A 14,426-nucleotide genomic window follows, 5' to 3' on the forward strand; every position below is an offset into this window, starting at 1 on the left:
TTACGACGCCGGCGCGCGGATTCGCTCGGGCCGCCGGTGCATTTGCACGAACCACAGCGGAACGCCGTAGTGAGCCGGTGACGCTACGAACCATCGGCGTGCCTCCTCCAGCGGAATCTCCGCAACCATCTCGGGCTCGAACCAGGGCCAGACGAACTCACTCTCGATCCAGCGACGGGCGTCACTAGGAGGCAGGAGGAGATACACCTCGAACCCATCGGCAAGCGCCTGGTCGAGGATGTAGGGCGGCGTAACGCCCCATCGGGTCACCTCACGAAGGTAGACCGCATTCGCGTCGGTGTAAAAATTGATGTTCTCTGCCGGGCGTCCAATCTCCGAACTCGTGATGATCAGCGCCTTGTCGCTCGTGGCTCCCTCGATCGTCTCTCGAGCGATCTGGACCTGCTCCTGCTGGAAGCTCCCGCGGAGCCCGATGCGGGAACTGGTACGTACGGCCACGACCCCGGAGAGACTCAGCCCTAGGACGATCGCGAACACCCACTTGGCGCGCCCACCGGGAAAAAACACGCCAACGAGCAGGGCGGCCGCCAAGGCCCCCTCGAGCGCAACGGTGGCCCACGGACGCGCGCTCACCTCTTCGACGTCCGGTACTCCGAGGCCCCACGTGCACAATCCGATCACGACGGCCGCTCCACCGAGGGCAACCCACGTGCGAACCCCGCGGCGCCGCGCCTCGTCCGTTGCCGCAGCAACCGTCACCGCGCCGTAGATGACGAGCAAGCTGGACAACAGGATGCTGCCCGCCAGATAACGAGGGTCCGGCCGGGTCCAAAGACTGAAGAAGAGTGTCGACACCACCACGTAGGGCACCGTCAATAGAAACAGCGGCAATCGCCGCACTGCCGCCAGCGCACCGAAGCAACCCAGTGCGCCGCCGAGCGGTCCGAACACGGACAGATAGAGATCCAGGTTCTGCGGAAGCGTCGTCCGGAGGTGGGCAAGTCGGAGCCCTCCTCCCTGGAGAAGGCGGGCGGCACGTTTGTCGGCCACCGATGTCGCCGCCTGGGCATGCGCCCTCGTCGGCCCCGCGACTCGTGCGATGGCATCGAGAACGTCTTCGTCGGACCGATCGTCCACACTCGACAACACCCGGTTGAGTTCCATCGCCTGCGTCGGACGCAGCGGGTTCCCCGTCGCGATCCAGTTGTACGTGAGAAGCGGAAGCACACCGACGAGGAGTGCCGCGGCTCCCGCCAGAATGTCCCGTCGCGCCCAGGGCCTCCACTGAAACGCCAGCGCAATGGCAGGGACGGCGTACAGAACCGCATCGATCCGCGTGCTGATGGTGCAGCCGAGAAGAAAGCCGGAGACGATCCAACGGGTGACGGACCGGCGCGACCCGGGCACCGGCACCAAGACCCCGAGGCCCGCGAGCGCAAACGTGTGGGCGGGCACGTCGCGCAGGGGCGAAATCGACCACAGCAGCACGTAGGTCGGCAGCAGCGTGACCAGGAGCGCCGCACCCAGCCCGAGCCAATCGGAGTCGAGGACCCTGCGGCCCAGCCAGAACAGCGTCGCCAAGAGGAGTCCGGCAGCGACCGGGTTCACCAGATGTGTCGCCGCCGGGCCGAAGACGATCTGGACGAGTGCCAGGATCAGCGGGAAACCCGGTGCATAGCGGCAAAACAACTCGCCGGCGTGGTACACGTACGTTTGGCCCAGGACGTCCGCGTCCAGACCCGCCGGCAGGAACTGGCGCAGAACCTCGAGGAACGGCCATTCGTGCAGGACCCGGCCATGGACCAGGTCTTTTGCGAACGTCAGGTACCCGAACTGGTCGATCGCGAGGTACCACGTCGTCCGCCGCGCGACCCAGGTGATCACCACAGCGACCAGTGCCGCCGCCAGAGCTCGCGCCAGCCAAGTCAGAGGCTCCTGTCGCGCCGGGGCGGTCGAATCCGCTGCGTTCACCGGTCCGAGGGATACCAAGGGCGAGGCCGCGCGGCTACCACCGCGTCGGAAACGGCGCCTCAGACCATCCGCATCGCCATGTACTCTGCGTAGTCGAGGCGGAATTTTCGCGGGGATCACACAGGATTCCCGGCTCCTCGCGCAGCCTGCTCAGCCGCATCCGGGTGCTAGAGTGAATCTCCGCGGTCATCGAGTTTGCAGCGCAGAACGGGACCTCGCACACCGTCTTGTGCCTCCGTATGCAGGTCGAAATCACGCGTAAAGCCCTTCGAGTGCGAGAAGCTCCCAAAAAGTGGGACAATCGGGGCTTTTTCCTCCGAGGAACCGAATAATCCCGTTGACTGTTCCGAGGCAGGCCCCGTATTACACTAGTTATGCAGCAGCTGCAGCCGAAGGTGGCCCATTTCGCGCCCTTACTTGGTCGAGCAAGGCGCGACCTGGAATCGCTCACGGCCTGAACCCCCAACCCCCTAATTAGGAGGACACATGAAGAAGTTCCTGGGAACCATGACAGCCCTAGCGGTCGCGCTCAGCGCGTCTGCCGCGATGGCTGGCGTTTACGTATCTGGCCCTCTGCCGTCCGAGTTCACGAACTTGGTGCCGAGCCTCAGCTCCGGCTTCATTCCGCCGAACCCGGACGTATTCAAGGCCGTTAGCAAGGCCTCTAAGGAAGGTTCCAAGCTCGCCGGTGGCCTTTCGAAGTGCTTTAGCAAGGGCGCAAAGAGCGTCTCGAAGGGCAGTGCCTCCGGCGTTGACACCTGCATCAATGACGCCAAGAAGGGCGTCTTGACCAAGTACTTCGCCAAGATTGCCAGCATTGCTTCGAAGTCACCGCTTCCGGCGTGCCACAACTTCGCCCTGGACGGAAACCTGATCCGCGTCCTGACGAAGACCTTCAACCCGCAAGTCTACTGTCAGTCCCCGAGCGGTGCGTTCATCGACCACGCGGGCTTCTAAGCTAGCTTGATTCGGGCGGCTCACGCTGCCCGGTCAGCTCGACCATACGACGACGGCCCCGGCGGCTCACGCTGCCGGGGCCGTCGTTCGTTTGGGGTCCGACTCGGGCCGGGCCGGCGCGATCGAGCACCCTGCCCCCCACCGGGCGCAGGGACCGCAAGCCAGATCCACGGCATGCGCCAGAACAGCGCTCCGCGCGTCGCGGGACTCTACTTTGGCCGCTGCGGCGTGGGACGCCTGCAGGGCGCTCAGCGGGCGCGGGGTCCTACGTGCCAAAAGGGCAGGGGTTTCCCCGCAGCCGCCGCCCCAAGGGCTGGAGCGGGCTCACAGGCCCACGGAGTGGGACCGGGGTCGCGCGCCGCCTACGGAGTGGGACCGGGGTCGCGCCGCGGCCGGGGTCGCCTGCCGCGCGGGACATCGAGGGCTGCCGGGACCGGGGCCCAGCGGGCCCCGTCCCGACGTCCGCTCGTTCTACTTGCCGCTCCTGCCCATCGCGTCGACACCGGGGACGCCGTCGAGCTCGGGTGCGATCTCATTGGGCGGCATCATCCGCATCAACTGCTCCGCCGTGACGCCCCCCGGCTCTTCGCCCTCGTCGACGGAGATGTCGGAGAAGTCCTGATCGATCTCCCCTTTGGAGTCCGTCACGATCACGCTGGCCCGGAAGCTCCCAGGGATGATGTAGGTGTGAACCGGCGACTTCGCCGTGCTGAACTTCGTCGCGTCACCGAAGTCCCAGATGTACGTGAACGGGGGGTGTCCCGTCCCCGGGATCACGTCGACATCGAGCCTCACGCTGTGCGGGGTCTCCCCGCTGCTCTCGTCCGCGTCGGCAAATGCGGTCAGCGCACCCGGCTCCGCGGCGCCGTCGGCGGCCTGGGCGGGCTCGGCAGCCGCGGCCTGGGCCTTGCCAGCATCATTCTGCGCCACCAGAAGCGGGGCGGCAGACTGTTGCGAGTCGTCAGCCGCCTGAGCCAACGCCGGGGCAAAGGCGAGAATAGTGGCGGCGAACAGAATCGTCGAATTCGAAAGTCTCATAAGGGAAGGGGTTTTGCAGACCGCGCGAGGCTAAGTCAACGTTCACCGGCGACGTGCCCGGGACGCAGCGACGCCTTGCGGGGACCGCTAGAACCGGCCAAGATCCGCCGCGCCGGCGACCCCAGCCCAGACCGCCCAGGAGGCCGAAAGATGAGTGACGAAAATAGCCAAGGGGGAGCCCCCGCAACCTGGCTCGACTGGATCGGCTTCGCAGCCGCTGGAGCCTTAGTCCTGGGGCCCCTTTTGGGGTGGTTCCGGGTGATTCCGGCCCTCCCCGCGTTCTATCTCTTCGTCCTCGGGGGCCTCCTGTCGGTGATCGCCGGTGTGAGCGCCCTGATTCAGGCCGCGCGCGGCCGAGGGTTCGGAGCCGGCAGAACCGCCGCCCTACTCGGCGGAATGATCTTCATTTTCACCACCTCGACCGTTGGCCGTGGTTCCGTGACGAACGACTTCACTACCGACCTTCATGACCCTCCGGTCTTCGAGCACGCCGCGACCCTACCGGCCAACGCCGCGCGGGACATGGCCTACGACCCCAGCTTCGAGGCCGAGCAAAAGAAATGCTGCGCCGACCTCGCGAGCCTGGAGCTCCCGGTACCGGTCGAGAAGGCCTTCGAGGTCGCCCTCCAGGCGGCGCGCGCGATGCCGGCGTGGACGGTCGTGTGGGACGACCCCGCCTCGGGCCGGATCGAAGCCGTCGTCGTCACTCGCGTATTCGGGTTCAAAGACGACGTGGCGATCCGTGTTCGCAGCGACGGAACCGCCAGTCGACTCGACATGCGATCGAAGTCGCGCGACGGTCGCGGCGACATCGGTGCAAACTCCGCGCGTATTCGCGCGTACCTCGCGTCGATCGGCGACGAAAAGTAGCGATCGCGAAACACCATGCCCAGAGCGAACTTTCGAACATTGAAGTGCGAAAAGTCGCTCCTAGAGCGACTTTTCAGCACCCTACCTTGTTGACAGTCATGCTGGGCTTTCGTAAGAGGCGTTCGCCTTAGTGGAATACTGGAATCACCTGTTTGAGGAGGGGATAGGCAAATGACGAAATCAGAGTTTCTCGACAAGCTGGCCCAATCGGCCGACATCACCAAGAAGCAGGCGGACATCGTCCTCACGACTCTCGTTGAGGTCGCGCACAAAGTCGTGAAGAAGGGCGAGCCCGTGAAGATTCCGGGTCTCGGAATTCTTCGGCTTCGCAAGATGAAAGCGCGCATGGGGCGCAACCCGCAGACCGGCGAGGCGATCAAGATCCCGGCGCGGAAGAAGGTTGGTTTCACGGTTTCCAAGAGCTTCAAGGACGCCGTGCTCGGCGTGAAGAAGTAGTCACCCCGGCGCTGTAGATCGAGCTCGGGCCGGCCTGCAAACGCGGGCCGGCCCAAGTCTCTCCCGCGCTGTACCTATCGGCCGGCGCCGCCCGAGCAGAGTCCTTGCGCGGAGCCCTCGGGACGGCTCCCATCCCGCGCAGCCCCCGACAGGCGGGATCAACCTGGCAGCATCAGTCGGCCATCAGCGGCCGTGGCACTTCTTGAACTTCTTGCCGCTGCCGCAAGGACAGGGGTCGTTCCGGCCGGTCTTGTCTCCGTCGTTGCGAACCGGGGTCTGCGCCGCTGCCGCCTCAGAGACGGCACCGTGCGAGAGCGTCACCCCCTGCTGCTTAGGGCGCCGCTCCTCCATGTCTTCGAGATCCTGTTCTTGCTTCACCTGCACCGTGAAGAGACTCCGAACCGCTTCGGTGTGAATGCGGTCCATCATCTCGTTGAACATCGCAAAACCTTCCTTCTGGTAGGCCTGCAGCGGGTTCTGCTGGCCGTAGCCGCGCAGCCCGACGCCCTCCTTCAGGCGATCCATATTGAGCAGGTGGTCCTTCCACTGCTGATCGATCGTCCGCAGCAGCACGACACGCTCGAGGTGACGCATGACCTCCGGTGTGAACTGCTCTTCGCGGGCCGCATAGACGGCCTTGACGGCCTCCATGATGCGCTCCTGGAGGTCTTCGGGAAGAAGCCCCTCGCGCTCCTCCTCCGCGACGTCGAAGTGCAACCCGAAGCGCTCGAGGACTCCGGTTCCGATCGCATCCCACTCCCACTCCGTAGAGACCACGGCCGTGTCGACGGCGGTATCGATCACACCCTGGGCGACATCCGCCGTCAGCTCGTGGACTTCCTCTGACAGATGTTCGCCGCCGAGAGTTTCGAGGCGCTTGTTGTAGACCACCTCGCGCTGCTTGTTCATGACGTCGTCGTACTCGAGGAGGTGCTTACGCATGTCGAAGTTGTGCCCTTCGACCTTCGTCTGCGCGTTCTGAATGGCGCGGGTGAGCATCTTGTGCTCGATCGGTTCCCCCTCCTCCATTCCCAGCCGCGTCATGAGCCCCTGGATGCGCTCGGCGCCGAAGATGCGGAGCAGATCGTCTTCGAGCGACAGGAAGAAACGGGACGAGCCCGGGTCGCCCTGACGACCCGACCGTCCGCGGAGCTGGTTGTCGATGCGCCGTGACTCGTGGCGCTCCGTACCGACGATGTGGAGACCGCCTGCCTCCAGCACCTGCTCGCGCTCTCCTTCGAACTCCGCCTCGTGCTTGGCGATCGCTTCCTTGAACTCGGGATCCTCCGGATCCCGACGGCCAATCTGCGCCACCGCCATTGCTTCCGCGTTGCCGCCGAGCACGATGTCGGTGCCACGACCGGCCATGTTCGTCGAGATCGTAACGGCGCCGAGCCTACCGGCCTGCGCGACGATCTCGGCCTCGCGACCGTGCGCCTTCGCGTTCAGGACGTGGTGCTTCACGCCGCGGCGCTTGAGCAACGCCGAGAGCCTCTCGGACTTGTCGATCGTGATGGTGCCGACGAGGACTGGCTGGCCCGTCTCCCGGCACTCTTCGATCTCGTCGATGACGGCTTCGAACTTCTCCGGCTCGGTCTTGTAGACCACGTCGGGATGGTCCTTGCGGACCATGTCCCGGTGCGTCGGAACGACCATCACGTCGAGGTCGTAGATCTTCTTGAACTCGATGGCCTCGGTATCCGCGGTGCCCGTCATGCCGGCGAGCTTGTCGTACATCCGGAAGTAGTTCTGGAAGGTAACTGTCGCGAGCGTCTGGTTCTCGCGCTCGATCTTCACACCTTCCTTGGCCTCGATCGCCTGGTGAAGCCCGTCGGACCAGCGTCGGCCTTCCATCATGCGGCCGGTGAACTCGTCGACGATGATGACCTCGCCTTCCTTCACGACGTAGTCGGTGTCGAGATGGAACAACGAATGGGCCCGAAGCGACTGCGTGAGGTGATGAAGAGTGTCGATCTGGCTCGTGTCGTAGAGGTTGTCGATGTTGAGGAGTTCCTCCGAGCGAGCAACGCCCTGCTCGGTGAGGATCACCTGCTTCATCTTCTCGTCGATCGCGAAGTCGCCGTCCTCGGCTTCGCCCTTCTCGGTCGTCTTCCCCTGCTTGAGCTTGGGAACGATCTGGTTGATCACCGCGTATCGATCGGTGGAATCCTCCGACGGCCCGGAGATGATGAGGGGCGTACGAGCCTCATCGACGAGAATGGAGTCGACCTCATCGACGATGGCGAAATTGAGATCTCGCTGGACGTAGTCCTCGAGCGAGAACTTCATGTTGTCGCGGAGGTAGTCGAATCCGAACTCGTTGTTCTGCCCGTACGTGATGTCCGCCTGATAGGCGTTTCGCCGGGTCTGATCGTCGATTCCGTGGACGACGACTCCCCAGCTCAACCCTAGGAAATTGTACATCCGGCCCATCCACTCCGCGTCGCGCGAAGCCAGATAGTCGTTGACGGTGACGACGTGAACACCCTTGCCGGTGAGTGCGTTCAGATAGACCGGCAGCGTCGCGACGAGCGTCTTTCCCTCACCGGTGCGCATCTCGGCGATTCGACCGTGGTGCAAGACCATGCCGCCGACGAGCTGGACGTCGAACGGGCGCATCCCGAGAGCCCGTTTCGCCCCCTCCCGCGCGACCGCGAAGGCCGGTACGAGCAGATCGTCGACGTCGGCGCCCTGTTCCAACTGCTCCTTGAAGCCTGCAGTGCGGGCCCGCAGCCCGTCGTCGGACAACGCTTCGATCTCCGGCTCCAGGTTGCTGATCTCGTGAACGAGAGGCTGGAGCCTCTTGAGCTCTCGATCGTTCTTCGTTCCGAAGACCTTCCTGACGAGTCCACCCAACATTCTCAGATCCGCTCCCAGCCGTTCGAAAAAAGCCCCGTAAAACCAACAGGCTAACCAGAAGCTTGAACGCTCTGCAAAGAAGCCGGGGGCGGGCGTAGGGAACTAATGTCCCCCGCGCGGGCGAATCCTCTCACGATGCGGACGCCCCGCCTCGTACTCGCGGAGGCGGCCCTCGACCCTCCGTGCCAGCTCCGGCTGACCCTCCCTCCGAGCGGCGCGAACCGCGGCCCTCGCCTTCCGGACCGCCACGATGAAGTCCCCTGCTTCCGCGTGGGCGGCCGCGAGAGTGTCGAGCGCCTGGGCGTCCTGTCCGCCGCTCCAGCGCAGCGCAGTCCGGGCCAATCGAACGGACTCGGGACCATCGCGGAGCGCACCATCCGGATGGGTCGCCAGCAGCCACGCGAGATTGTTCGCCGCAGCGCCTTCTCGCGGCGCTAGAATCATAGCGACTCTATAGCGTCCGATGCCGTCTACGTAGTCACCGAGCTCGACCAGAACGACGGCGAGGTTCAGATGGAACTTGGCGTTCGTCGGCTCGAGCGCAACCGCACGCTCATACTGCCGACGCGCCCCCTCGAAGTCGCCCTCTCCCTGAAGGGCCAGCCCGAGGTTGTAGTGCATCACGAAGTTGCCCTGGGTGACGGCGATCGAGCGCGCCGCCATCGCGCGTGCACTCTCCCAATGGGACAACTGCGCACGGGTCCCGACCAGACACAGGACCAGGAGGAGGACCGCGACGCCAGCCACGGTCAGACGCCGCCACCGCGCGCGCGCGGCGATCTCCGCACCGAGCCAGGCCACGCCGACGAACAGGCCGATCAGCGGCACATACGAGTACCGGTCGGCCGTTGCCTGAGCACCGACCTGAACCAACCCGATCATCGGGACCAGCGTTCCGAGAAACCAGAGCCAACCCACGAGGAGATAGGGCCGACCGACGGCCTGCCAGAGCGTCACCACCGTCACCCCCAGCAGCACCCAGAGCGGACCGAGCCAGGCCGTGGCGGCGGGCGTCGAACCCGCCAGCAGGTACGGATGCGGATAGAGGACGGCCAGCCCCGTCGGCAGGATCGTCTTCTCGAGGTACCAAACGTAGGCGATGATCGCGTTCACGACGCGGGCGCCGACGCCCAGAGCGGGCGTCCCGACGACCGCGCCGCCTGCATCCTGCGCGAGGAGCGTCACGAGGCTGGCGAGAAGGACGAGCGCCAACATCGGGAGCTTCTCCAAGAGCAACCGGCTCGGCGACGATGGTGCGACGAGCGGCGCCCCCTCCCCGCGCACGCCCGACACCCAGGGCGTACGCCCCAGCGGCCACAGGTCCAGGAGCAAGAGCACGCACGGCAGCGTCACCACCAGGGGCTTCGACAAGAGGCCCGCCAGCAGCAATGCGAGCACGGCGAGATACCTCGGCACCCCACCCACACGGACCCAGGAAAGGTACGCGTGGAGCGTCAGCATCCAGAAGAAGGTGGAGAGCACGTCCTTCCGCTCCGAGATCCAAGCGACGGACTCGACGTGCAACGGATGCAGCGCGAACAGCGCGGCGGCGAATGCGCTCGGCCACGGCGCACTGGTCGCGCGGACGAGAAACCCGAACAGAAGCACCGCATTCAGTGCGTGGAAGAGCACGTTCACCAGGTGATGCGGTCCCGGAGCGACACCGAACAGGTCGACGTCGGCCATGTGCGAGAGCCACGTCAGCGGGTGGAAGTTCGCCTTGTGGAAGGACTGAAACGCCCACTGCGCCCCTTCGGCGGTCCACCCCGCTACGACGTGCGGGTTGTCGTAGACGTAGCCGGGGTCGTCGTAGTTCACGAACCCGGCATCACCCAGTGGCCAGAAAACCCCGAGGGTACCCAGGAACAGGACCAGCCCGATCAACCGGCTCGTCCCCCGCATGACGCTATCCGTCGCGGAGAACGACGCGTACGGCCGAAGACACGCTCGAGCCGTAGAAGCGTTCCCCAATCCGCGTGAATCGCTCAGCGAGGTCCGTCACGAAGAAGCTCGCGGAGCCCTTCCCGGTCTTGCGCGCGAGCTTCTCGGCCGAGAGAACCTTCTTCACCTCGCGCGCCGTCTCTTCAGCCGAGTCGACCAGACGCACACGCGGCCCCATGTAATCGCCGATGGCCTTGGCTAGGAGTGGGTAGTGGGTGCAGCCGAGGATCATCGTATCGATCCCGCTCTTCTTCAGGCTCGCGAGGTAGGTCGCCACCGTCCGGCGCGCGACGTCGTTCGCGGTCCAACCCTCCTCCGCCAGAGGCACGAACATGGGACAGGCCCGAGTGAATATCTCCACCTCCGGGGCGACCGCGCGGAGGTGCTGCGCGTACGCGCCGCTGGCAACCGTCGCCTCCGTGCCGATGACGCCGACCCGCTGATTGCGCGTCGCCTTGAGCGCAGCCCGCGCGCCGGGCTCGATCACACCGATGACCGGAATTGGGTAGCGCTGACGCAGCAGGTCCAACGCCAGCGCCGTCGTCGTGTTGCAGGCGACGACCATGAGCTTCACCCCCCGGTCGACGAAGAAGTCCGCGGTCTCGATCGCGTACCGGGTGATGGTCTCACCGGACTTGGGCCCGTACGGAACCCGCGCGGTGTCTCCCAAATAGATCAGGTTCTCGCGCGGCATCTGGCGCGACAGCTCGTGCAGAACCGTGAGGCCACCCACTCCGGAATCGAAGACGCCGATCGCCTGATCGGCCCTCGGACGGACCGGACGTCCGTTCGCCTTCTTGGCGACCTTCTTCTTGGGGGGCGTACCGCGCGCCTTGGCCATCGTCGGCAACGCTAACCGAGGGCCGCGAGATCCGTCAATCGACGCCACAGATCGCGCTCGCCCTCGCCGGTCATCGCGGAGAACGGGATGACGCCATCGAGCTCCTCCTTCGCCGTTCGGAGCTGGCGCACGCGCTCCCCCTGTTTGAGCTTGTCGATCTTCGAGAGAACCGGCACGACCGGGATCTCATGCTCGGCCAGGAAGTCGAGAAGTTGCCGATCCTCATCCCCGAGGCCCCGTCGGGAGTCGACGATGACGACGACGCCGCGCAGGGTCTCGCGCCCGACCAGATACTCCTCCACGAGAGGTCGCCAAGCCTCTCGAACGGGCCTCGGAGCTCGAGCCCAGCCGTACCCCGGCAGGTCCGCGAAGACGATCTCCTCGATCCCGAGGAAGAAGTTGATCTGCTGGGTGCGACCCGGGGTTCGACTCGTACGCGCAAGTCCACGCGTCCGCGTGATGTTGTTGATCAGGCTGGACTTCCCGACGTTGGATTTGCCGGCAAAGGCGACCTCGGGGAACTCCAGAACCGGCGGCGTCCCACCGGCACTGACGGCGCCCGCAAAGTGCCAGGGCGCCCGCTCGCGGCGGCGCGTCACGCGGGCGCCGGATCCGGTCGGCTCACTGCGCCCACTCGGAGTCGGCTTCCTTGAAGGTCGGCTCTTGGACCGGCGGCATCGGCGGATGGCCGTTGAAGTGCAGCTGGTCTTCGCCCGTGAGCATCCCCGGTGTGAGCACGTAGGTGCCGCCGAGGGTTGGTTCCCAGATTCCGTTCGCGGTCTCAGTGCTTCCCAGGGTCACCACGTACGCGAGCCCACCAACGATCCCTCCAACCGAAGCGTAGACCAACTTCGCCGGGATGTAGAGCACATTCGTCAGTCCGGCTCCCGCGCCGACTCCGACGTCCTTCCAGAACGAGCTCTCATCGGCACTCGCACCCGCCGCCTGCAGCTCCGCCAGCGCGGGACCGACCGAGAACACCAGCGCTACGCAGACCGCCACCGCACAGACAAGTCGCCACACGCGAACCCCACTCCACCTCACACGACCCATGAGACACCTCCACCTCTGTTACGCGCTCGCCCCGTGGCTGCGCGCCCTACATTTACTCGGTTCGAACGACGGCATCTGCCGTCAAAAGATCCAGCAGCCGATCGAACGCCCTCTGCACGTACGCCTCATCCTTCGACTCGATCGTGAGCTTCACCCGATATTCCGGGTGCGCGATCTTGGGATAGCTGCCGAGCATCAACTCGGGAAACTCGCGCATCGTCTGGTTCAACGAGTCCGCGATCGCGCTCTCGTTCCAGCTCGAGTAGATGACCTTCAGGTAGTACGGCTCCGCCTGGAACCGGCTCCGAAGGCCGTTGAACTTCTTCACCAGGATCTCGGGAATGCCCGGGAGGATGTAGATGTTCTCCACCTGGATCGTCGGGAATCCGAGATTCGCGTCCTGGATCAGAACGGCGCCGTCGGGCACTTCCGCCATCTTGAGCTGTGCCGCATTCACTTCGCCCTCGATGAAAGCACGGATGCCCTCTTCGAGCTTGGGGTGAACGATCACCTTGCGGTCGAGACCTCGCGCGATGCCCTCCATCGTGACGTCATCGTGAGTCGGCCCGACCCCTCCGGAGGTGAAGACGATGTCGTACGCCTCACCGAACGATCGAACCTCTTCGGCGATCAAGTCGACTTCGTCGGGGATCGTAACGATCCGGCGGAGCTCGACCCCGAGCTCACGCAGCCCTTGGGCCATGAACGGCGAGTTCGCGTCCGTCACCTTGCCCGAGAGGATCTCGTTTCCGATGACGATGATTCCGGCCGTGCGATCCGCCATGATTCAGACCGAAATGGCGTCCTTGCGGAAGTCGCTGGCGCCGATCTTGATGTTCACGATTGCCGGCCGGCCGGCGCCCAGGGCCCGCACCAGCGCGGGGCGTACCTCTTCCGGGCGCTCTACGTACTCGCCGTGGCAACCCAGAGCCTCGCCAACCTGGTCGTAGCGCGTGTAGTCCAGCGCGCAGGCCACGGACCGGTCCGGACCGTAGATCTGCACCTGCCCGCGGCGGATCTGCTGCCACGCGGCATCGTTGCCGATCACGCCGACCACATTAATCTTCTGTCGCGCCATCGCTTCGAATTCGAAGCCGTTCAGACCGAACGATCCGTCGCCGTAAACGATGATGACGTTACTCTTGGGGTGGGCCAGCTTCGCCGCCATCGCGAACCCCGGGCCGGCGCCCAGGGTACCGAGCGGTCCGGCGTCGAGCCAATGCCCCGGCTTGCGGATCTTCAATACGTTCGCCGCAGTCCCGACGAAGTCGCCACCATCGCCGATCACGATGGTGTCCTCGTCGAGAACGCCGTCGATCTCGGCGCAAGCGCGCACGGGGTTCACGGGCACGGCATCGGAACGCATCTCGGGCTCGGTCGCCGCGCGTCTGTCGCGGTCGATGCCGCGGATCTCGTTGGTCCACGTCCCGTAGAGGCTCGACTGGAACCCGCTCTTCTTCGCGACGGCGGTCAACTGCTCCATCACCATCCCGGTGTCGCCGACGATACCAACCTCGATCGCTCGATTCCGGCCAATCTCCCCGCCGTCGAGGTCAATCTGGATGAGCTTCGCGTCTTCGGCGATGTGCGTCGCTTTGCCATAGCCCAGACGGAAGTCGAGAGGGGTCCCGAAGATCATGACGACGTCGGCACGGCGCAGCGCGTCTTTCCTGGCGAGCGTCATCCACGAGGGATGCTCGGGCGGGATCGACCCCCGCGCCATACCGTTCACGAAGACAGGCATGTCGAACGTCTCGAGGAACGGCAGGTAGGCATCGCGACGACGCGACCACCAGTACTGGCTGCCCACGAGGCAAACCGGGCGCTCGGCGCGACGGAGGACGTCGACCGCCGACTCGATGTATTCCGGGTCGCCGGCGAGTCCGGCCTTCGTGCGGTACTGGGTCGGGAAGACGCAGTTCTCCTCTTCGACGCTGTCGAACAGGAAATCGAGCGGCATCTCCAAGAAAACGGGACCGGGGACGTTTGTGGTCGCGATCCGGAACGCGGTCGACACGTACTCGCCGAGACGCGCGGAGTCAGGCACTGCAACCGACCATTTAGTGATCGGACGCATCAGCTCGACGTGATTCATGTCCTGCAGGCCACCCATGTCCTGGTAGCCTCGCGGCGCCTGCCCGCCGATGATGACCATGGGCGCTTTGGCACGCTGCGCGGTTGCGACGCCGGTCACGGCATCGGTCAGTCCGGGGCCGGCGGTCACGATCGCCACACCCGGCTCGCCCGTGACCCGGCCCCAGCCGTCGGCCGCATGGGCCGCGGTCTGCTCGTGGCGTACGTCGATCACACCGATGCCGTGATCGATGCACCCATCGTAGATCGACATCACGTGCCCTCCGCAAAGGGTGAAGACGAACTTCACTCCCTCGTTGGCGAGCGCGCGGGCGACGATTTGTCCTCCGTGAAGCTGTCCCATGGCGGTCGGGCTCGTACCCCGCCTCGCTTATATGCAGCGCGG

The 14,426-nt window shown here is 65.2% G+C and carries 12 protein-coding genes; 3 read left to right on the plus strand and 9 right to left on the minus strand.

Annotated features, from left to right (window positions below):
- Entirely contained in the window at nucleotides 1-1,932 is a 1,932-nt protein-coding gene (locus P8R42_22385; GenBank protein MDG2307344.1) for a hypothetical protein, read from the minus strand.
- Between the two features lie 486 nt (nucleotides 1,933-2,418).
- Between P8R42_22385 and P8R42_22390 the strand changes: the two genes are divergently transcribed.
- Nucleotides 2,419-2,889, plus strand: a complete 471-nt coding sequence (locus P8R42_22390; protein MDG2307345.1) for a hypothetical protein — start codon at nucleotides 2,419-2,421, stop codon at nucleotides 2,887-2,889.
- Between the two features lie 471 nt (nucleotides 2,890-3,360).
- Here the strand turns inward: P8R42_22390 and P8R42_22395 are convergent, their stop codons facing one another.
- Complete coding sequence (locus tag P8R42_22395; protein ID MDG2307346.1) at nucleotides 3,361-3,927, minus strand: PKD domain-containing protein; 567 nt, start codon at nucleotides 3,925-3,927, stop codon at nucleotides 3,361-3,363.
- Nucleotides 3,928-4,077: 150 nt separating this feature from the next.
- On the opposite strand from P8R42_22395, the gene P8R42_22400 reads away from it, so the two are divergent.
- Entirely contained in the window at nucleotides 4,078-4,797 is a 720-nt protein-coding gene (locus P8R42_22400; GenBank protein ID MDG2307347.1) for a DUF1499 domain-containing protein, read from the plus strand.
- 171 nt (nucleotides 4,798-4,968) lie between these two features.
- A complete protein-coding gene (locus P8R42_22405; GenBank protein ID MDG2307348.1) occupies nucleotides 4,969-5,253 on the plus strand; it encodes an HU family DNA-binding protein in 285 nt (94 codons plus the stop codon).
- A gap of 183 nt (nucleotides 5,254-5,436) precedes the next feature.
- On the opposite strand, the gene secA is transcribed toward P8R42_22405, so the two are convergent.
- From secA to P8R42_22440, 7 genes are all read right to left on the minus strand, one after another.
- A complete protein-coding gene (gene secA / locus P8R42_22410; protein MDG2307349.1) occupies nucleotides 5,437-8,112 on the minus strand; it encodes a preprotein translocase subunit SecA in 2,676 nt (891 codons plus the stop codon).
- 102 nt (nucleotides 8,113-8,214) lie between these two features.
- Nucleotides 8,215-10,014: a tetratricopeptide repeat protein gene (locus P8R42_22415; GenBank protein ID MDG2307350.1), complete on the minus strand. Its 1,800-nt coding sequence runs from the start codon at nucleotides 10,012-10,014 to the stop codon at nucleotides 8,215-8,217.
- Between the two features lie 4 nt (nucleotides 10,015-10,018).
- Nucleotides 10,019-10,894, minus strand: coding sequence for a glutamate racemase (gene murI, locus P8R42_22420; GenBank protein MDG2307351.1), 876 nt, complete (start codon nucleotides 10,892-10,894; stop codon nucleotides 10,019-10,021).
- A gap of 11 nt (nucleotides 10,895-10,905) precedes the next feature.
- Entirely contained in the window at nucleotides 10,906-11,493 is a 588-nt protein-coding gene (gene yihA, locus P8R42_22425; GenBank protein MDG2307352.1) for a ribosome biogenesis GTP-binding protein YihA/YsxC, read from the minus strand.
- Between the two features lie 22 nt (nucleotides 11,494-11,515).
- Nucleotides 11,516-11,947: a hypothetical protein gene (locus P8R42_22430; GenBank protein MDG2307353.1), complete on the minus strand. Its 432-nt coding sequence runs from the start codon at nucleotides 11,945-11,947 to the stop codon at nucleotides 11,516-11,518.
- A 52-nt stretch (nucleotides 11,948-11,999) separates the two neighbouring features.
- Complete coding sequence (locus P8R42_22435) at nucleotides 12,000-12,731, minus strand: molybdopterin-binding protein (GenBank protein ID MDG2307354.1); 732 nt, start codon at nucleotides 12,729-12,731, stop codon at nucleotides 12,000-12,002.
- A 3-nt stretch (nucleotides 12,732-12,734) separates the two neighbouring features.
- Nucleotides 12,735-14,384, minus strand: coding sequence for a thiamine pyrophosphate-binding protein (locus P8R42_22440; protein MDG2307355.1), 1,650 nt, complete (start codon nucleotides 14,382-14,384; stop codon nucleotides 12,735-12,737).
- Nucleotides 14,385-14,426: the final 42 nt, after the last annotated feature.

The organism is Candidatus Binatia bacterium (assembly GCA_029243485.1).
In the GTDB taxonomy this organism is placed as follows: domain Bacteria; phylum Desulfobacterota; class Binatia; order UBA12015; family UBA12015; genus VGTG01.